We start from the raw sequence: 20783 nt of genomic DNA on the forward strand, positions 1-20783 counted from the left end.
TTGTAATCAAATTTTGAAAAAAATCACCTAAAGAAAAAAATCACAATATTTTGTTATTTTTCAAAATAGTATGAATAAATATTGCAATATTTACTTTCAATAATGCCCTGCTACGACGTGCTAATTTTTCAATCTAAATGTGATGGTAGGTGTTTGGTAGGTAGGTTTAAAACGGTCTTCATTTAATACTCAAGCCACGGTGAGGGTCACCGCTTAGAACATAACAATGGTAGAAGGAATCGCACCATGGCTTTTAAAAATATTGCAGATCAAACAAACGGTTTTTATATTCCATGTGTTTCACTCTTTGGTCCAGGCTGTGCTAAAGAAATTGGAACCAAAGCACAAAATTTAGGTGCTAAAAAAGCACTGATTGTTACCGATGCCGGTTTATTTAAATTTGGTGTAGCAGACAGCATTGCGAGCTATCTAAAAGATGCGGGTGTCGACAGTCACATCTTCCCGGGTGCAGAACCAAACCCAACAGATATTAATGTACATAACGGCGTACAAGCCTACAACGACCATGCTTGTGACTTCATTGTTTCACTAGGTGGTGGTTCATCACATGACTGTGCGAAAGGTATTGGCCTAGTTACAGCAGGTGGCGGTCATATTCGTGATTATGAAGGCATTGATAAAAGCTCTGTCCCAATGACGCCTCTGATTGCTGTGAATACAACTGCTGGTACAGCATCTGAAATGACGCGCTTCTGTATTATTACCAACACAGACACGCATGTAAAAATGGCAATTGTCGATTGGCGCTGCACTCCACTGATTGCAATTGATGACCCTAAACTCATGATTGCCAAACCAGCAAGTTTAACCGCTGCTACAGGTATGGATGCATTGACTCATGCTGTAGAAGCCTATGTGTCTACTGCTGCAAACCCAATTACCGATGCATGTGCCGAAAAAGCGATTTCGATGATCAGTGAATGGTTACGCCCAGCAGTTGCCAACGGTGAAAACCTAGAAGCACGTGATGCAATGAGCTATGCACAGTATCTTGCAGGTATGGCATTTAACAATGCATCTTTAGGTTATGTACATGCCATGGCACACCAATTAGGTGGTTTCTACAACCTGCCGCATGGTGTATGTAATGCGGTATTATTACCACATGTGTGCGAGTTCAACTTAATTGCCTGCCCTGACCGTTATGCACGTATTGCCGAGTTAATGGGTGTTAACACCACTGGATTTACTGTGACCGAAGCTGCTTATGCTGCGATTGATGCAATCCGTGAGTTATCGTCTTCTATCGGTATTCCATCAAGCCTTACTGAACTCGGTGTGAAAGAACAAGACTTAGGCATTATGTCTGAAAATGCACAAAAAGATGCTTGTATGTTAACTAACCCACGTAAAGCTACTCATGCTCAAGTGGTTGATATTTTCAAAGCAGCATTAAAAAGTGGTGCTGAAGTTGTAGATTTTAAAGCAGCGGTGTAAGTCTCTCTCCAATCTCTTACTTTTTGCTTTTGGCAACCCAGTTCTGTTTGAATCGGGCATGGAATGTAGCCAATGTTGACTAACCATTGGCTGCAGTCTAGATTCTTTACAGAAGAAGGCACTGGGTTGCATTTTTTTTATTCTCTAATGAATTCAATTTGACAAATGTTCCAACATCATCAAGGATTAAGCCATAATAAATCTTGATGAGTATAACAATGACATCGCTCAAAATTCCTACCACCTATCAAGCCGATGTTCTAGGGCCAGATTATCAACAGCTCGTGCTTGAATTCCCTGACGATTATGAAGGCAAAGTCATTGCGACTTTAGTCCGCAAAAAAGCGGCGCAGACGACCACCAAAGCGATTTTATATATTCATGGTTTTATTGATTATTTCTTTCAAACAGAAATGGCGGATCAATTTAATCAGCAGGGTTTTGATTTTTATGCACTGGATTTACGCAAATATGGACGTTCCCGTTTAGGACATCAACAACTTTATAATGTCCGTGATTTAAGTGAATATGACGCAGAAATTAGTAAAGCATTAGAAATTATTCAAGCAGAAGATCATGATGCAGTATTGTTGAGTGGGCATTCGACGGGTGGACTCATTTGCACCCTCTTTGCAGCGCATCACCCACAGCATTCATTGATTAAGGGTTTATGGGCAAACAGCCCTTTTTATGATTTCAACATGAGTGAGCTTGAAAAAAATAAAGCGTTACCTCAGCTCAGTAAACTAGGTCGATTGCTGCCTAATCTCCCTATTCCAAGCGGTCTGAACAAATGGTACGTTCCTAGCCTACATTGTCACTATCACGGTGAATGGAATTTTAACCTTGAGTGGAAACAACCCAGCTATAAAATGGTAAAACTCAGCTTTGTTCGAGCCATCTATGAAGCTCAAAAAGAGATTCATGCAGGCGTCACCCTCACCATTCCCACCCTCGTCATGCATTCACATCAAACCACGAACCCGAAAAAATGGGGGATTGAAGCTCAGACTAGCGACGTGATTTTAAATGTTAATGATATTCAAAAATACGCCGAGAAAATGATCGGCGATGTCAGCATTCAAACCATTGAAAATGGTTTGCACGATTTGGTTTTATCCGCACCTAAAGTTCGTGAGCAGGTTTATCAGAACTTATTTGCTTGGATAAAAGAGAAAGGAATCTGAATTAAAAATCCTCTCTATCCTTAAATTTCAACAGCGTTTGATGGACAGGATGTGTCTTAGGCATCAATTCAATCAAACGCTCTACCGCATCTATTGCTTCTGGAAAATGCGCCACGTGTTTCAGTAATACATCGGTTTCGTTGGCTTTAAAAATGGCATCACTTAAACGCGACTCCAAACAATCCCGCCAAGCACATAAAAATGGACTTTCAGTTTTCGCCAAGAACACACCTGTATACAACTTTAAAGCGGTTTCCAAATACCCAGCGTCTAAAGCTTGTTCAGCCTGTAAAAAATCAGCATCGACATTGACCAACAAACGGTAAGGTCTTGAGCCTAACATGCCTCCCAAAATATCACGGAGCTGTGACATTTCCGCTTTTAACGTTCCTACACTGACCTTACGCTCGCCATAAAGTGCCTGATGTAAGGTATCTAAAGTCAATCCTTGATGACACAAAGCCAAAATCGCCAAAATCTCAATTTGACGCGGGGTGAGTACCAAGGCTTTACCATTGAACAAAATTTGTGGTACAGCAAATGCACGAATAAATAACTGTTGCTTTTGATGCTCCAATAAAGCCGATTGAATAATCGATGCGCAACGTTCCGCTGCCAAGAGTCCCAAACTATTGTGATTTTTCCATGTGGTCGATAAATCAATTACCCCTAAGACTTGCTTTGAGTAAGGATCAATTATCGGTGCTGCATAACAGACCCAATCTTGTATTGAAGTCATGTAATGTTCATTCGAAAACACACAACTCGATTGCTGGGTTTTTAACGACAATGCCAATGCATTGGTGCCGACCAATTCTTCTCGCCACTGCCCGCCTTCAACAAAGTGTACACTTTCGGCTGCACTCTGCATTTGATTGCTCGATGCCGACCATACAATGGTACTGCCAATATCACCGACTGCAACCACCATGGAAGATTGCTGTGCAATATGCTTAAGATCTTCTGTGCACAGTTGTAAGGCATGCTCTAATGCACCGTTTAAACCACGACGATGCTGATGATTGATTGGTGCGGCCATACGGTCTTTAGGAATAGCTGCCGAAGCAGAACGCTGCCATGAACTTGCAATACTTTGCCCTAATTGTTCTGCATGTAACGGCGAAAGACTACTACTTTGGCGGAACTGATCAATCCTTTGTCTTTTTTCTAATAATGCTTGCTTATTCATCATTGCTTTCTCTCAACAACTAATGATTCGACATCCTGTACTTAACTGTTTTTGTAAGCATTTGTCGTCCTGATGTAAACCTTCTACTTTCCAACCTTTCTCCAACCTTATGCTAGTTATGCTAAACAAATAATGTACTGCTGTACCTTATACCAAAGCTGTAGAAGCTGAGATAAACAACAAGCAAAGGAAATTATATATGCGTTACGTCGATCCTAATCAACCTGGTTCTAAGGTTCAATTTAAAGCACAATACGAAAACTTTATTGGTGGACAATGGGTACCACCTGTTAAAGGAGAATACTTCGAAAACATCTCGCCTGTCGATGGCAAAGTATTCACCAAAATTCCTCGCTCAACGGTTGAAGATATCGAACTTGCGCTTGATGCAGCGCACAAAGCTAAGGCTCAATGGAACAAATCCTCTCCTACAACGCGTTCAAATCTGTTACTTAAAATTGCAGATCGTTTAGAACAAAATCTTGAATTACTGGCAGTTGCTGAAACTTGGGACAATGGTAAACCTGTCCGTGAAACACTTGCGGCTGATATCCCTCTAGCAATTGATCACTTCCGTTATTTTGCAGGTTGTATTCGTGCACAAGAAGGCGGAATTTCTGAGATTGATGAAGATACAATTGCTTACCATTTCCATGAGCCATTGGGTGTAGTGGGTCAAATTATCCCATGGAATTTCCCAATTCTTATGGCGGCATGGAAACTTGCTCCAGCATTGGCAGCAGGTAACTGTATTGTTCTTAAGCCCGCGGAACAAACCCCTGTCGGTATTTTATTGGTTGCTGAATTAATTCAAGACCTATTACCAGAAGGTATTTTGAATATCGTTAATGGTTTTGGTGCTGAAGTAGGTCGTCCACTCGCAACCAGCCCACGTATTGCAAAAATTGCCTTCACAGGTTCTACGCAAGTGGGTCAGTTAATTATGCAATATGCAACTGAAAACATTATTCCTGTGACTTTAGAACTTGGCGGTAAGTCACCAAATATCTTCTTTGAAGATGTGATGGATCGTGAAGATGACTACCTAGACAAAGCCCTTGAAGGTTTTGCAATGTTTGCCTTGAACCAAGGCGAAGTTTGTACGTGCCCTTCACGTGCTCTCGTTCAAGAAAGCATTGCAGACAAATTCCTTGAAAAAGCCATTGAACGTGTTAAGCGTATTAAAACAGGCCACCCTTTAGACACAGAAACCATGATTGGTGCTCAGGCATCTCAAGAGCAGCAAGATAAAATCTTGGGCTGTATTGCAACAGGTCGTGGCGAAGGTGCAGAAGTTCTGACTGGTGGTGGTGCTCGTCACGAAGTTGGTAGTGGTTTCTACATTGAACCAACCATCTTCAAAGGCAACAACAGCATGAAAGTTTTCCAAGAAGAAATTTTTGGACCAGTCTTGTCTGTAACAACCTTCAAAGACTTTGATGAAGCCATCAAAATTGCCAATGACACCATTTATGGTTTAGGTGCAGGCGTTTGGTCGCGTTCGGCGCATACCTCTTATCGCGCTGGTCGTGCGATTGAAGCTGGTCGTGTATGGACCAACTGTTACCACATTTACCCTGCACATGCGGCATTCGGTGGTTACAAAAAATCAGGTATTGGTCGTGAAAACCACAAAATGATGCTTGATCACTATCAACAAACTAAAAACTTGTTAGTGAGCTATTCGACTAAACCAGCAGGTTTCTTCTAATTCTCATGTGAGACCTATTTCCTTTGCAAGAAAACTGAAAACAGCGAACCAAGGTTCGCTGTTTTCATATTCAAATCAGTGATCAAGCATTGATTCTCACTATGTAGAAACTACAGTGTGAGCTATTTCAGGTTGTCGCCCCTCTTTAAATAAGATCGTTAAGCAAACAAAAATAAACCCCATGCCTAACCAACCCAATCCATCTAATTGTTCCCCTACAATCAGCATAGCAAATACAGCTGCCATAAATGGCTCAAACAAAGTCAGCGTCACTGCACGACTTGCAGGCACAGTTTTGAGTCCATAACCAAACAATAAATAGCCCAAAAACATTGGAATCAACATCATATAGCCGACTACATAGATATTGACGGCTTCATCAAACAGATTTGTCCCTGTATAAAATGCTGTTGGTAACAATAACATTGCCCCAGAACCAAAAATTAAACCAATGGATGCTTTCGCTTCTACACCGCGATCAATCAGTCTTTTTGCAGCCCATGAATAGAGTGAATAGGTCAAGCCCGCAACCAATCCTAGAATTATGCCTAAAACTTTCTGATCAGTTGACTGTTGTAAATGAGTCGTAGCATGTGATTCCCCCAACGAGAGCAATAACACCCCGAATATGCCAAAGAAACAACTCAAGAACCAACGTTTTGATAATTGCTTTTGATCAAAAATACGCTCTAACAAGGCAGTAAATAAGGGCGCTGTGCCAATAGAAACCACTGTACCAATGGTAATGCCGGCCAAATGCATAGAGCTATAAAAGGCTAAAGGATAAATTGCCACAGAAAGAGCACCTAACAACAGTATGCCTTTATTTTTAGGAATGTCTTGAAGATGGTTTGCGATTTTCTTTCTGGCCAAGAGTGCCTGTAGAAGCCCACCCCCACCCATTGCCAAAGCACCAATAGCCAAGGGACTCAAATTCGGTGCAAATGATGCCGCTGTACCCGTAGTTCCCCATAATACTGAGGCAACCAGTACCGCGATAAAACCATAATGTGGACTTAAATCAAACTTCTGGCTCACACATTCAACTCCTGTTGTAAAAGGCGCTCTATCATTTGCTTCGCAGCATGTACCTTCGTTCCATTGCCTTCCAAACCTGCACGGGCAATCGAACCCTCTAAAACAAAAGAAATGAATAATGCTAATTCTTGAGCTTTATTTTGATCCTGAAACATTGCATTTAAATGCTCTACTAAAATCTGCTCAACTTCATCTTTATGTTGCTTCACCGTTAGTCGCTCTGGACTTGCAGCGGGAAACTCCGCCGCTGCATTCAATAAACCGCAACCTCTAAATCCCTTTTCGTATGCACATTCCGCATGATCTTGATAGGCATCGAATACAGCCAAAATTTTTTCATAAGCAGAATTACAATCGACTAATCGCTTGGCATACAGGTCTAGCCATTCCTGATGACGAGCTTGTATATAAGTAGCAATCAAATCAGATTTGGTCGGAAAATTATTGTAGAGCGACATTTTAGCCACACCTGCACGATCAGTTATCGCATTGATTCCTGTATTGGCAATTCCATCGTTATAAAACAAGGTTGCCGCTGCCTCTAAAATCTTTTCTTTTGCTGATTTATTGCTCATGAAAAACCCACATTATATAGACCGATCTACCTAATTTATAAAAAGAGTTTGAGTTTTGCAATAAGATTTGTTTTAAGGACAAAAAAAGAACAATTTGGAGTAAAGAAAATAATAAAAATATCATTATATAATAATATCTTGTATGACCATTGGGTCATACAAGGCTGGCTCTTTTTAATACCAAGAATTACTTTAGCTTAGCGTTAAAGCATCTTCTAAAAAATGTAAATGATCGATTCCCCAATAAATTTCATTCTGATAAAACCATGTCGGTGCGCCAAATACGCCACGTTGTACAGCTTCTTCAGTGACCGATTTTAACTGTTGCTTTACTTGCTCATCATCCAACCAATCTTGGACTTGTTGTACATCTAAGCCTAAATCTGCAAGCATCTTTTTAAATTCTTGTAAATCATTCAAATTGCGTGGCTCACCAAACATGGCATGAAACACGCCTGTGAATACAGGCAAGAATTGATCGGGTTGATACAACTGTACAGCGGTGATTAATCGCATCAATTGCAAAGTATTAATCGGGAAATAAGGATTCATTTGCATTGGAATTTGCCATAGCTTTGACCAACGTTTTAAATCATTCATGGCATATCGTGCTTTGGCTGGTACAGTCATAGGACTACTGTTACCTGTTGCTTTAAACACTCCCCCCAAAAGCATCGGTTTCCAAATAATTTTGGCATGCTTATCCGCTGCTATTTTTTGGATACGATGAAAACCCATGTAACTATATGGGCTCCCTAAATCAAAATAAAATTCAATTGTTTGCACTACTTAAATCTCCTTATTTAATGTTTTAAAATCCATTAATTACCAACGTTCAATCCATGGTCTTAAATCCAATTCATGTGTCCATGCATCGTGTGGTTGGTGTGCCAAATGCCAATAGTTTTCCGCAATATGTGCAGGGTTTAATATTCCATCTTGTGCCTTCAGCGCATAAAGATCTGGAAAGGTTGTTTCAATAAAATCTGTATCAATTGCTCCATCGACGACAACATGTGCAACATGAATATTCTTTGGTCCCAATTCACGTGCCATACTTTGCGCCAAAGCACGTAATGCATGTTTAGCACCTGCAAAAGCTGCAAAGTTGGCAGCCCCCCGCACACCCGCCGTAGCCCCTGTAAAAATAATGCTGCCTTGTTCACGCTGCACCATACGCTTAGCAACCTCACGTCCTGTCAGAAAAGCACTAAAGCATGCCATCTCCCAAATTTTGAAATATTTACGCGCGGTTTCTTCTAAAATACTACACGGCACATTCGCCCCAATATTAAAGACCATCACTTCAATCGGGCCTATTGAACTTTCTATCTGTTCAATTAATTCAATCACTTGTTCTTCTTTACGTGCATCGGAAGCAAAACCGTAAGCCGTACCTCCCATGGTTTCAATTTCATCAATTAAAGGCTGTAACTTATCGGCATTACGGCGTGTCATACATGCAATATAGCCTCCGCGTGCAAAGCGTTTAGCAATCTCTCCGCCCGTCGCATCACCTGCACCAATCACTAGGGCAACACCCTTTTGTCCAATTCCTTGCTCATTTTTCTCATTCATTTTTTGCATTCCATTGAATAACGATCGTTACTATAACGAATACTATGTTATAATTTATCCATCGTCAAATCTCGTTTATGAGTCATTCACATGCGATATAAACCAGGCTACAAACAAGAAAAACGCAAAGAATTACTGCATATCAGTGGTCAACTGGCTAAACAGCAAGGCTTTGCCGCAACGGGCGTTGACAGTTTTATGAAAGCGGCAGGTGTGACCAGCGGTGCTTTCTATTCACACTTTTCTTCCAAACATGCATTATTAAAAGCTTTATTAGAGTCAGAACTACAACAAAGCTTTTCCAGATGGGAAAATAATCCTCACAATAGTCCGCATGAATGGCTGGATTTTGAGTTAAATCGTTACCTCAATATCTCTCATGTACAGCATGCAGATCATGGCTGTATTTTACCTGCGCTTGCCAGTGAAGTTGCCCGCTCAGATATTGAGATTAAACAACTGTATCAGCAAGAATTACTCCGTGGACATGCCCTGTTTACACAACATTTAGGCTCTGAAGACAAAGCTTGGGGAGTACTTTGCCAACTGGTGGGTGCGATTAGCCTTGCACGCGGCATGGCAGATGAAACCATACAAAAACAACTGATCGAGTCCAGCAAGGCATTTTTAAAAGCGAGTCTTGCCGTTTAAATTTTATTACTTACGCAACTTTATTATTTTGGTATATATTCAAAACCATTCCGTTTATTCATCACAATTCAAAGCGTATGAAAACAACAGCTCCCGATTTTCCTGAAACCATTTATGCGATTCAACATCTTGCTTTTGAAGACCTTGGTGCTTTAGAGGATACTTTTTATCAACTTGGCTTTCGTGTGAGATATGTAGAGGCAGGTGTAGATGACTTGCGTAAAGCGCTTGAACATGAAGGGCTCACCGTTATTTTAGGTGGTCCAATTGGGGTCTATGAAACCGAGGATTACCCATTTTTAAAGCAAGAAATTGAACTATTACAACAGCGCTTAGCACGTAATTTACCAACGCTCGGCATTTGTTTAGGTGCGCAATTGATTGCTCATGCGTTTGGTGCCAAAGTTTATGCGGGAGCACAAAAAGAAATTGGCTGGAGCACCTTAGAAATCAAACCTGTCGCACAGAATCCACTTGTGAGTCTCACCAATACACCAGTTTTACATTGGCACGGCGACACCTTTGATTTACCGCAGAATGCTGAACTTCTGGCAAGTTCTACTCTATATCCAAATCAAGCATTTAAAATCGGTAATAATATTTTGGCGCTACAATTTCATGTTGAAGTTGCTGCGGATGCAATGGAAAAATGGCTGATTGGCCATACTTGTGAATTACGTCATGCAAAAATTAACATTCCAAGCCTACGTGCGGATAACCAAAATTTTGCACCCGTTTTAGAGCAACACGCACTGCAAGTGCTTGAGTTTTTTATGCAACATATTGAATAAGATCACTGAATCAAATCATTCCGCTAAGAATCAACAGACCTAAAAAAGGCACTCAATGCGAGTGCCTTTTACTTTCCCGAAGAAATCGTGGGGAGATTATTTCTTCGCAGGAACTGATGCTTCAGTCGTGATGTTTACTGTGATTTTATCACCTACATTCGGCACGTATGCACCTACACCAAACGCAGAACGGTCAAATGAAGTGGTTGCATTAAAACCAATCGACTGAAGTTTCGTCATTGGATGTTCACCTTGCTTGTTCAATACAGCATCAAGCACAACAGGCTTAGTTACATCTTTAACCGTTAAGTTACCTGTAATTTTATATTGATTATTACCTAAAGATTCTACTTTGGTACTTTTGAATGTGATATTCGGATAATTGATCGCATCAAAGAATTCAGCTTTTTTCAAATGCTCATCTAATGCAGCTACATTGGTATTTAAGCTCGCTAATGGAATAGTCACATTTACCGAAGAATTCGCAGGCTTATCATTATCTACATTAATTGTGCCTTGAATATTGCTAAAGTTTGCCGATGGTGTAGAAAAACCAAAGTGGCTCCAAGAAAATACTGTTGCCGTATGTGTAGGATCTATTTGATATGCAACAGGTTTTGCCATAGAGAATGTTGCAACTGAAGCAACAGCCAAACCTAACGTTAATGCTTTTAAATTCATGTGATTTTATCTCATTTCAGAATGATTATTAGTGTATACCTTTCAAATTATAATTCACTGTTATGCATAAGACGATATGTTTCAAATTTAGAACAATTTAATGTAATCAAATAACTACAGAACTTAACGCAGCAATCTAAACAACATATGAAGCATTAACCGAACATTTAGAATATTTATAAGCGTGATTCTAGCCAAGAAGCATGACTTCTATAACGTATCGTGGATCTTAAAATAAAAAAACGCCTCATAGTGAGGCGTTTTTATTAGAAATGACTGATTAAGCTGTCAATTCTTTTACTGCATTTACAACTGCTTCAGTCGTAATACCAAAGAATTGGAACAAGTCTTTTGCAGGTGCAGATTCACCGTAAGTCGTCATACCAATTACTTTGCCATCTAGACCAACAAACTTCCACCAGTAATCAACATGAGCCGCTTCCACTGCAACACGCGCACGGATATGAGCTGGTAATACAGCTTCACGGTAAGCAGCATCTTGCTTCATGAACTCTTCAGCACATGGCATAGAAACAACACGCACACCGTCTAATTGTGCATATGCTTCCATCGCTAATGATACTTCAGAACCTGTTGCAATAATGATTGCTTTTAATTCGCCTTTTTCTTCAGCCAATACATAACCACCTTTTGCCACGTTCTCAATTTGTGCTTGAGTACGCGTTTGGAATGGTAAGTTTTGACGAGAGAAGATTAACGCAGAAGGACCATCTTTACGTACAAGTGCAGATTTCCAAGACACCGCTGCTTCAACAGTGTCACATGGACGCCATGTATTTAAGTTTGGTGTACCACGTAAAGATGCAATTTGTTCAACTGGTTGGTGTGTAGGACCATCTTCACCTAAACCAATAGAGTCATGCGTATATACATGAATGACACGCTGTTTCATTAATGCAGACATACGCACTGCATTACGCGCATATTCCATAAACATAAGGAATGTTGCAACGTAAGGAATGAAACCACCATGCAATGCAACACCGTTTGCAATTGCCGTCATACCAAACTCACGTACGCCATAGTGTACGTAGTTACCTGCTGGATTGTCTTGAACGCCTTGGCAACCTTTCCAAAGTGTTAAGTTAGAACCCGCTAAGTCCGCAGAACCACCCAATAATTCAGGAAGTAATGGACCAAACGCTTGTAAAGTATTTTGGCTTGCTTTACGCGTCGCAATTGTTTCCGCTTTAGCATTAGTTTCTGCAATGAACGCATCTGCTTGAGCAATAAACTCAGCAGGTAAGTCACCTTCGATACGACGTAATAATTCAGCCGCTTCTGTAGGGTACTTCGCTTGATATTGAGCAAATACTGCATTCCATGCTGCTTCAGATTCAGCACCTTTTGCTTTTGCATCCCATGCTGCATAAACATCAGCAGGAATTTCAAATGGACCTTCAGTCCAACCTAAAGCTTCACGTGTTAATGCAATTTCATCATTACCTAACGGTGCACCGTGGCAATCTTCTTTACCTTGTTTGTTTGGAGAACCTAAACCAATAATCGTTTTACAGATAATAATCGTTGGTTTTTGCGTTTCAGCTTTTGCTTCCAGAGTTGCAGCACGTAATGCATCTGCATCATGACCATCAACACGAAGTACTTGCCAACCGTAAGATTTGAAACGTTGCTCTGTATCGTCAGAGAACCAACCTTCAACTTCACCATCAATTGAAATACCATTGTCGTCATAGTAAGCAATTAACTTACCTAGACCCAAAGTGCCTGCAAGTGAACACACTTCGTGCGAAACACCTTCCATTAAGCAGCCATCACCCAAGAAACAGTAAGTGAAGTGGTCAACAACAGTCATATCTTCTTTGTTGAATTGAGCTGCCAAAGTTTTTTCAGCAAGCGCAAAGCCTACAGCATTGGCAATACCCTGACCAAGTGGACCAGTCGTAGTTTCAATACCTGGTGCATAACCTAATTCTGGGTGACCCGGTGTTTTAGAGTGCAGTTGGCGGAATGCTTTTAAATCTTCAATTGAAAGCTCATAACCCGTTAAATGTAACAATGCATACTGAAGCATTGAACCATGACCATTTGACAATACAAAACGGTCGCGGTTTGCCCATTGTGGGTTAGTCGGATTATGATTTAAAAATTCACGCCAAACGACATCTGCAATATCTGCCATCCCCATTGGTGCACCTGGATGTCCTGAGTTAGCTTTTTGCACAGCATCCATAGCCAATACACGAATTGCATTTGCAATACGACGTTCGTTCAAAGGGGTTGTCATAGATCAGAGTCCAATTAAAACAATTTAAGAAATGAATATCACATTCAATACTGCGCCTATTGTCTTAAAAAAAGCGGGATGGGTAAAGCCTTATACACAATTTTTCCCTATTAATTGCTACTTATGTGGACTTGAATGAATATAAATTTTAGGATTTTAATTTAAGCTATCAAGTCATCATTATTTTTATCCCGTGTTATGCGCTCCAAACCATCGTCATCGCTACAAAAGCAGATTAACCTTTAATATTCAGATCAGTAGAAATTCACCACAAATTCAAGCTCATGTTCACAGAACAGCCTGATAAACAAACCAAAACGTCAAAGTAACGACACTGAATAAACGTATCAATCTGATCATGATCTTTTTAGAGAGTTAACATTCCATTCATTTCATTCAATATGCAATGTATTCATCAATTACCATATTCTCTCGTATATTTTTTTAGTACTCAATAAACGACTCTCAGCCGATATGAGGATCAACAAAAAGCCCTAAACAACATAATTACTAGAAGTTCCTATAAGATTAATCCCTCTTTGCTCCACAGCAATTTTGATGTCCGTAGGTATGTGTTGTGGCTGTGGAAAAAAAAGTGTAAACAGAATGTAGACAAATGGGTGAATGAGCCAACCAAAGTCACCACCAAACTCGGTTTATCCTACGCCAATAATTGTGATTTTAACGGAGATAACCCCGCCTTTTTTCTGGTTTTTATATATCTTAGCTCAGACACGTGAACACACTGCACAAATCAATAATGACACCCGTGAACGGTAAATAGAAACTCATGACTTAATCACAACAGCTATTTATACAACGCAGATGAACCCTTCATTGTCTGCCCTACGCATCAATTGAATTAATGCTTTCTCCACAAATATCACCAAGAAATGACGAACCCACAAATGTCACTAAGGCGCCATTGCTCCTCCTTAGTCATATCACGGATACTCCTAATCTCTATGGATTGCTTCAAACTATCATTCATTTCGAGCATTCTGCGTTAAGCCTATTTAATCTTCTTCACCATGACTTTTAACAAGAAGCACACTTAATAGAGAACTAGAGACGTGATCTTCCACCACCCTTAAATTCAGCAAAATTCTGTTTTGAGAGATAAAATTGCATCAAATTGTTTAATTCTCAGACATCACATATTTAAAATCAAAACAATTAATCACTGCTTTATCAGTTTTATAGATGCTTATATCAAATAAAAAGTCATTGAATTGAAATAAATTCATCCTTTTTTATACAAGATGAGCTAGTCCTAAAGTCTAACTCGATGTAACATATTGCGTCTTTAAAATTAACTGTGATAGGACTTATGCGCGAGTACGCTGTATTTACTTCGGAATCTGTAAGCGAAGGCCATCCAGATAAAATGGCTGATCAAATCAGTGATGCTATCTTGGATGCAATCTTAAAAGAAGACCCATATGCGCGGGTTGCTTGTGAAACGCTTGTAAAAACGGGTGCTGTCGTACTTGCTGGCGAAATCACAACAACTGCAAACATTGATGTCGAAGCTGTTGTTCGTCAAACTGTAAACGGTATTGGCTACCACCATTCAGACTTAGGCTTTGATGGTTCGACTTGTGCCGTCATTAATATGATTGGTAAACAGTCTCCTGAAATTGCTCAAGGTGTTGACCGTCAAAAGCCTGAAGATCAAGGCGCAGGTGACCAAGGTTTAATGTTTGGTTATGCAAGCCGTGAAACTGACGTGCTCATGCCTGCCCCAATTTCATATGCACACCGTTTAATGGAAAAACAAGCTGAATTACGTCGTAATGGCTCACTTCCATGGTTACGCCCAGATGCAAAAAGCCAAGTGACTTTTGCTTATGAAAATGGCAAGCCTGTACGTTTAGATGCAGTTGTACTGTCTACACAACACGATCCTGAAATTTCACAAGCCAACTTAAAAGAAGCTGTGATTGAAGAAATCGTGAAAAAAATTATCCCTGCTGAAATGTTCCATGCAGGCACTCAATTCCACATCAACCCAACAGGGATGTTTGTGATTGGTGGTCCTGTAGGTGACTGTGGTTTAACAGGTCGTAAAATCATTGTAGATACTTACGGTGGTATGGCACGTCACGGTGGTGGTGCTTTCTCTGGTAAAGACCCATCTAAAGTTGACCGTTCTGCTGCATATGCGGGTCGTTATGTTGCCAAAAATATTGTGGCTGCTGGCTTAGCAGATAAATGTGAAATTCAAGTATCTTACGCAATTGGTGTTGCTGAACCTACTTCTATTTCAATCAATACATTTAACACAGGCAAAGTGCCTGATGAACTGATTATTCAATTGGTTCGTGAACACTTCGACCTTCGTCCATACGGTATTACACGTATGCTCGATCTTATTCAGCCAATGTACAAACAAACTGCTGCATATGGTCACTTTGGTCGCCAAGGTTCTGATTCTGCATTTACTTGGGAAAAAACAGACAAAGTTGAAGCACTTAAGTCTTCTGCTGGCCTCTAAGATTTTTTCATCCTATAAAAAAGCTCACTTCGGTGAGCTTTTTTATGACTATTCCAAAATAATTTCTCATAACAAAATATTTCAAACGTATTTTCTGCTTGATGTTTAATAGCAAAAAAATGACCTATGTTTAATATGAAATAATATGTTATTAATCTTATATTTAATCTATAAAATAACGAAAATTTCCACTTTAATTTAGCCATTTTCCTTGTATTAAATCCACCAAAGCAATTACACATCAGCATAGAAATTAGGCAAAAAAGAGCATATAAATAAAAAAATAGGTTTTTGCCCTTTAAAAAATTTTGCCTATCCCTATTAAATATTTATATGTTTACAGGAGTTGTCTCGTGAAAAAGGTTGTGAAAGCAAAAAATTTAATCGCATTTCGTATTTGGTTAGAAAAATTAGGTTATTCAGTAAAGACTCTGGCTGATGATCGAGGTTTTACTTTTAGTTTTAAAAAAGAATATGGTTTAGTTACTTGTGATTTGGCAGGAAATTCGCTAGCAATGCAATTAGGCGAAGAATTTGAAGATCATTTAAAAGCATAACGAAATAAGCAAACCTGTAAATCGCACACGATATTCACAGTTGACTGAGTTACCATTGCTATGTATTTAAGCCCTACGGGGCTTTTTTATTTACACTCTAAATCATAGCCAAACAACGATATTCACCAACCAGCACGCAACAGATACAATACTCGTCACCCTCGTATTCGAAAGCATCTAAATTTAATATGCACAATTTTTCTAGTGAACTTTAAACATCCACTTTTCTCCAGACGAAAAAAAACAAGGTTTTAACCTTGCTTTATTCTTCCCAGCACATTAAATGGTGGGGGCGAAGAGACTCGAACTCTTACACCTTGCGGCGCTGGAACCTAAATCCAGTGCGTCTACCAATTTCGCCACGCCCCCGTACCGGGTTTCACTTAAAAGTGAATAAATTTGGCAGAGGATCAAGGACTCGAACCTTGACGAACGGTTTTGGAGACCGTCATGCTACCATTACACCAATCCTCTGTTACCTAAACATCATCAACTGATGATTAAGTGGTGGGGGCGAAGAGACTCGAACTCTTACACCTTGCGGCGCTGGAACCTAAATCCAGTGCGTCTACCAATTTCGCCACGCCCCCGATGGCTGTGTATATTATAGAGATCACTCCCCTCTGACAAGCCCTTTTTATTAAAAAACCTCTTGTTTGATTAAATATAAAACAAAAAACACTTTTATGTACTTTTCTTAAGCAATTTCAGACACTAAGGCGTGTTTTATTGCACAAATATTGTCAAATCTAGCAGCTTTATGCTTTGCCAACATCTTTGAAAGAAGTGATTGAAAACCTAAAAATTTCTCTGGTAGCTCAATCTGCAACCGCTGACAATGTAAATATGCCCAATCTGTATAATTTTTCGCACTTAATCTCTGCCCAGACAGCCATTCATAAAAAATAATGCCTAAAGCGTAAATATCAGTTTGTGGTGTTTTTACTTCGCCATGAAATAATTCTGGTGCCATATAGCGTGGCGTCGCATTCATTTCAGTTTTCACTTGTTGGCGAACAGATTGAACCTGCTCAAAATCAATTAGTTTGACTTGTCCCTGATATTCTACAAAATGCTCCTGTTTTAAATCAGCATGTATCCATCCAGCTTCATGTAATCCTTGTATGACATCCAAGGCACGTAATAGATAATGCTGAATACTTGCAATTGGCAATGCCTGAGCACTCACCCTAAAGTATGGCACTGCATGAGGTAGCATCAGCATCTGCGTTAAGGATTGCTCGATTTTAATATCTACCGCCCTAGAAGCTACAAACTCCTTAGACACGATTTCACACGGTAATGCGATGCTAGATAATGCAGTAGAGTTCAGACTCTCTTGATAAAAAGCCAACTCACGTTCGAAGCCTTGTTGGTAGTTGGAATGCCCCTGCTGCAACTGCATTTTCAACCAATAAGCATTTTGCTGATCTTGAAAATAATAAAGCCTGCGTCCGTATCGCAGGCTAGTAGGCTTGGTTCTTAATACCAAACCCTCAATACGGTCAAAATCAGGCAGTATGAACTTGGACATGTGTTTCTTGTCGGTGTAATTGCTGATAATTCAAAAGCTCTAAGGCGTGCTGGATGGTCTTCCCTATTCGAGCATGAGTTTCAATACTCGAAATTTTGGGCCACGTGGCACGTTCACCTTCACGTTGTAACAACTTAAATAAGTGAGGACGCGGGTTCTGTAGCATATAACTATAATGGCGCAGGCTATACCGGCCAATAATATTGACATCGCCATAATAGCGCTGATCCACTACACCATAACCATGATCAAGTAAACGGCGTATAGACGGTACTTTCCCTACCCGCTCACGCGTAAAGTCCATCACACCCTTAGCAATAACTTTGCCTTGACGACGAATAATACGCTCAGGCCAACTTAACATGTCACGTCGGAACCGCGAAACATCATCCTGCATAAATGGCACAATATGTGGATTGACCTGACTTGCAATACTGTAGTTCAAGTTATAAAGGCGCGCCATTTTCTGCTGAGGAAAATCGCTCCGCACACTACCATCCACCCAACGTGTGGTTGCCATATATGGCGTATGCTCGCCATCATAACGTTTACTGGTGAGCTTTACAGGTGGAAATAAAATAGGAACCGCACAGGACGCCAATACTGCACTCCACACCAACAAATCGGGCGAAGTATAGGTATTCATAATGCGTGCTTCTTGTGATGTATCATAAGGCGCCACAGCAACATTGATGTATAGCCCAGACTGTTTAAATGCTTCATCAAAGGTGACATGTCCTAAATTTTCAATAAGGAATTTTTTCAAATATTTTACATCGGCAACCCCACCATTGCCCTTTAATAAATCACCCAATTTACGGAAGTGAAAAGCTTCACTAAAAAAGTTCTCACCATTTAATATTTTCGAGATATTTTCAGGGTTTGAGACCCCAAGCATAGCGGTCATAATTGCACCCGCGCTTGAGCCAGAAAGCACTTTAGGCATTAAATCTTGCTCAAGTAAGGCTTTACACACCCCAGTATGAAACAGTCCTAAAGTTGCACCTCCAGAAAACATCAGCGCTGGCTGTCCATAGGCCTTTTCACAATGCTTAAAGAAGTCCATTTTTTCTTGATGGGAAAGACACTCGCAAGCTTCCGAAGCAATAAACGCTAAACTTGCGCTCATTTCTTCAATATAGTCCTCAATAATGGTTTTCGTACCGACATAAGTCGCAGCAAAAAGCATTGGGTGTGCAATATTGGCGATGTCATAGGTCAGTCCCTCGCGCAATAAATACATTAAGTCACGCGTCCGATGCTGATAGCGATAGCGTTTTAATAATTTCAAACGATACGAAATCATTTCCGCATCAAAATAAGGGGAACAATTATCATATTTCCACTCTTGCGCCCCCGACTCTTGGTCAATTTTGAGCGCAATACTTTTCCATTCCGCGTAGCTTTCCGCATGCTCCAATTGGCGTTTTAACTTTTTTATACGATAGGCTTGGTGTGGATTCATGTCCTGTATGAATTCTTGAAATAACATAGCTTCCCTCAAAACACCTGCACTTAAATATACTGACTTAAAATCTTTATCATTCAATCTTAAAATTTGGAGAAATCGAAGTATGATTCGATTAGCATTCATTCACATAATACTATACAGTCTAAAACCAAGGCTGATGTTGGTCTTATTTGCTACTTTATCGTAATTATAAGCTGAATGACTATGGCAACCATTGAATTACCTGACACCATTTTACAATCTCTATCCCAAGTGCTTGCCCAATTACATCAAACACTTCCCACATTAAAACAAGAACCTGACTTTTCTGCTCCTGCGTTTAAGTGGCAAAATCAGCAACTGATTCCCATTTTTCATCCCAAAAAAATAGATTTGGATGACCTAAAAGGGATTGAACGCCAAAAAGCCAAAGTCATTCAAAATACGCTGCAATTTTTAAATGGATTACCTGCAAATGATGTATTGCTGACTGGTTCACGCGGTACAGGTAAGTCTTCTATTGTTCGCGCTTTATTGAGCCAATATCAAGATCAAGGCTTACGTTTAATCGAAATTGAACGTGATGATTTATCAGAATTACCCGAAATTCAAAAAATTATTCAAACTCGACCTGAAAAGTTCATTGTGTATTGTGATGATTTGGCATTTAACGCAGAAGATGAAAACTACCGCAGCTTAAAAAGTGTATTAGATGGCTCATTACAATCTGGTGCAAGTAATTTTATTATTTACGCAACCAGTAACCGTCGTCATTTGTTACCTGAGTTTATGCATGAAAATACGCCTGTAACTCGGGTTGATGTGCCTCAATATACTGAACTACATCCGCAAGAAGCAATTGAAGAAAAGATTTCACTGTCTGATCGCTTTGGTTTGTGGTTGTCGTTTTACCCTATGGATCAGGCACTTTACCTAGAAATCGTTGAGCATTATTTAGCAAAGTCAAATATGCCAATGTCTGATGAAACTCGTGCAGAAGCACTAAGATGGTGTCAGGCTCGCGGGCAACGTTCAGGACGTGCTGCTTATCAATTCTCAAAACATTGGGTGGGTTCACAGCAGTTAAATCAGCTCTAAACTTCTTATAAAATCAGTTTATTTAAACAATGATGCAGAATCCTATTTAGATTTTTATTAGCGGAACGTTATTTTTAGAATAAAAGCCCAACCCATGAGGATTGGGCTAAATCAAATACAATAAGCATTTGATTTATATTGAAATAAAATAAGGATTTCATATGAGGTGTATTATGTTAATTTTAAATATTACTCACCAATTAACTTCATCTCTTTTTCATCCCACCAGTGTTGAGCATAAATCGTAGGATTAGTTGTGAGTATTTCATTCAAAATAGTTGCTAGGAATGTAAGTTGCTCTGATATATCAATTTTCTTAAAAAATCCTTTCTTAACTATTGGCTTAGATGGGTTTATAAAAACTAAAAAACCATTTTCATACTCTTGATAATGATTGCACCCAATCCAAATATCTTTAAATTTTTCATCAGCTAAAAGTATTAAATATCCCCAATCCTCATTTAAGAAATTCGATACAGTTACACCATGTTTAGGAAGTTCTTCTGATAGGTATTTAGC

Annotated in this window: 17 protein-coding genes and 3 tRNA genes; 8 read left to right on the top strand and 12 right to left on the bottom strand. The window is 39.7% G+C overall.

Annotated elements, in window-relative coordinates; genetic code table 11:
* Positions 1-246 precede the first annotated feature (246 nt).
* Both mdh and E0H87_RS11120 read left to right on the top strand, forming a co-directional pair.
* Entirely contained in the window at positions 247-1458 is a 1212-nt protein-coding gene (gene mdh / locus E0H87_RS11115) for an iron-dependent methanol dehydrogenase (protein WP_131323673.1), read from the top strand.
* Positions 1459-1676: 218 nt separating this feature from the next.
* Complete coding sequence (locus tag E0H87_RS11120) at positions 1677-2645, top strand: alpha/beta hydrolase (protein WP_131323674.1); 969 nt, start codon at positions 1677-1679, stop codon at positions 2643-2645.
* Position 2646: 1 nt separating this feature from the next.
* Here the strand turns inward: E0H87_RS11120 and E0H87_RS11125 are convergent, their stop codons facing one another.
* Positions 2647-3837 carry a transcriptional regulator gene (locus E0H87_RS11125; protein ID WP_131323675.1) on the bottom strand — a complete coding sequence of 397 codons (1191 nt, stop codon included), beginning with the start codon at positions 3835-3837 and terminating at the stop codon, positions 2647-2649.
* Between the two features lie 196 nt (positions 3838-4033).
* On the opposite strand from E0H87_RS11125, the gene E0H87_RS11130 reads away from it, so the two are divergent.
* Positions 4034-5545 (top strand): aldehyde dehydrogenase family protein, encoded by a 1512-nt coding sequence (locus E0H87_RS11130; RefSeq protein ID WP_131323676.1) that lies wholly within the window; start codon positions 4034-4036, stop codon positions 5543-5545.
* 99 nt (positions 5546-5644) lie between these two features.
* Here the strand turns inward: E0H87_RS11130 and E0H87_RS11135 are convergent, their stop codons facing one another.
* The 4 genes from E0H87_RS11135 to E0H87_RS11150 form a co-directional block, all read right to left on the bottom strand.
* The gene (locus tag E0H87_RS11135; protein ID WP_131323677.1) at positions 5645-6583 is read right to left on the bottom strand and encodes a DMT family transporter; all 939 of its coding nucleotides are present in this window, start codon (positions 6581-6583) and stop codon (positions 5645-5647) included.
* On the bottom strand, positions 6580-7158 hold the full coding sequence (locus tag E0H87_RS11140) for a TetR/AcrR family transcriptional regulator (protein ID WP_131323678.1): 579 nt from the start codon (positions 7156-7158) through the stop codon (positions 6580-6582). Before E0H87_RS11140 ends, E0H87_RS11135 begins: the two co-directional genes overlap by 4 nt.
* A 192-nt stretch (positions 7159-7350) precedes the next feature.
* On the bottom strand, positions 7351-7944 hold the full coding sequence (locus E0H87_RS11145; RefSeq protein ID WP_131323679.1) for a 2-hydroxychromene-2-carboxylate isomerase: 594 nt from the start codon (positions 7942-7944) through the stop codon (positions 7351-7353).
* Between the two features lie 39 nt (positions 7945-7983).
* Positions 7984-8736, bottom strand: a complete 753-nt coding sequence (locus tag E0H87_RS11150) for an SDR family oxidoreductase (RefSeq protein WP_171458373.1) — start codon at positions 8734-8736, stop codon at positions 7984-7986.
* Positions 8737-8826: 90 nt separating this feature from the next.
* Between E0H87_RS11150 and E0H87_RS11155 the strand changes: the two genes are divergently transcribed.
* Both E0H87_RS11155 and E0H87_RS11160 read left to right on the top strand, forming a co-directional pair.
* Positions 8827-9387, top strand: a complete 561-nt coding sequence (locus E0H87_RS11155) for a TetR/AcrR family transcriptional regulator (protein WP_131323681.1) — start codon at positions 8827-8829, stop codon at positions 9385-9387.
* Between the two features lie 77 nt (positions 9388-9464).
* Entirely contained in the window at positions 9465-10178 is a 714-nt protein-coding gene (locus E0H87_RS11160; RefSeq protein ID WP_131323682.1) for a glutamine amidotransferase, read from the top strand.
* Between the two features lie 96 nt (positions 10179-10274).
* Here the strand turns inward: E0H87_RS11160 and E0H87_RS11165 are convergent, their stop codons facing one another.
* On the bottom strand, positions 10275-10859 hold the full coding sequence (locus E0H87_RS11165; RefSeq protein WP_131323683.1) for a YceI family protein: 585 nt from the start codon (positions 10857-10859) through the stop codon (positions 10275-10277).
* 280 nt (positions 10860-11139) lie between these two features.
* The gene (gene tkt, locus E0H87_RS11170) at positions 11140-13128 is read right to left on the bottom strand and encodes a transketolase (protein ID WP_131323684.1); all 1989 of its coding nucleotides are present in this window, start codon (positions 13126-13128) and stop codon (positions 11140-11142) included.
* A 1330-nt stretch (positions 13129-14458) separates the two neighbouring features.
* Between tkt and metK the strand changes: the two genes are divergently transcribed.
* Positions 14459-15625: a methionine adenosyltransferase gene (gene metK, locus E0H87_RS11175; protein ID WP_131323685.1), complete on the top strand. Its 1167-nt coding sequence runs from the start codon at positions 14459-14461 to the stop codon at positions 15623-15625.
* A 353-nt stretch (positions 15626-15978) separates the two neighbouring features.
* Positions 15979-16182: a hypothetical protein gene (locus E0H87_RS11180; RefSeq protein WP_100242376.1), complete on the top strand. Its 204-nt coding sequence runs from the start codon at positions 15979-15981 to the stop codon at positions 16180-16182.
* A 284-nt stretch (positions 16183-16466) separates the two neighbouring features.
* Here E0H87_RS11180 and E0H87_RS11185 read toward each other — a convergent pair.
* From E0H87_RS11185 to E0H87_RS11205, 5 genes are all read right to left on the bottom strand, one after another.
* A tRNA-Leu gene (locus E0H87_RS11185) sits at positions 16467-16551 on the bottom strand.
* A gap of 31 nt (positions 16552-16582) precedes the next feature.
* Positions 16583-16656: transfer RNA gene (locus tag E0H87_RS11190), tRNA-Trp, on the bottom strand.
* A 31-nt stretch (positions 16657-16687) separates the two neighbouring features.
* Positions 16688-16772, bottom strand: a tRNA-Leu gene (locus E0H87_RS11195).
* Between the two features lie 107 nt (positions 16773-16879).
* Positions 16880-17716 carry a serine/threonine-protein kinase gene (locus E0H87_RS11200; protein WP_131323686.1) on the bottom strand — a complete coding sequence of 279 codons (837 nt, stop codon included), beginning with the start codon at positions 17714-17716 and terminating at the stop codon, positions 16880-16882.
* Complete coding sequence (locus E0H87_RS11205) at positions 17694-19208, bottom strand: DUF3336 domain-containing protein (protein WP_131323687.1); 1515 nt, start codon at positions 19206-19208, stop codon at positions 17694-17696. Before E0H87_RS11205 ends, E0H87_RS11200 begins: the two co-directional genes overlap by 23 nt.
* A 183-nt stretch (positions 19209-19391) precedes the next feature.
* Here E0H87_RS11205 and E0H87_RS11210 point away from each other — a divergent pair, with 183 nt between their 5' ends.
* A complete protein-coding gene (locus E0H87_RS11210; RefSeq protein WP_131323688.1) occupies positions 19392-20264 on the top strand; it encodes an ATP-binding protein in 873 nt (290 codons plus the stop codon).
* Positions 20265-20783: the final 519 nt, after the last annotated feature.

This window comes from Acinetobacter sp. ANC 4178 (assembly GCF_004331175.1).
Classification (GTDB): Bacteria; Pseudomonadota; Gammaproteobacteria; order Pseudomonadales; family Moraxellaceae; genus Acinetobacter.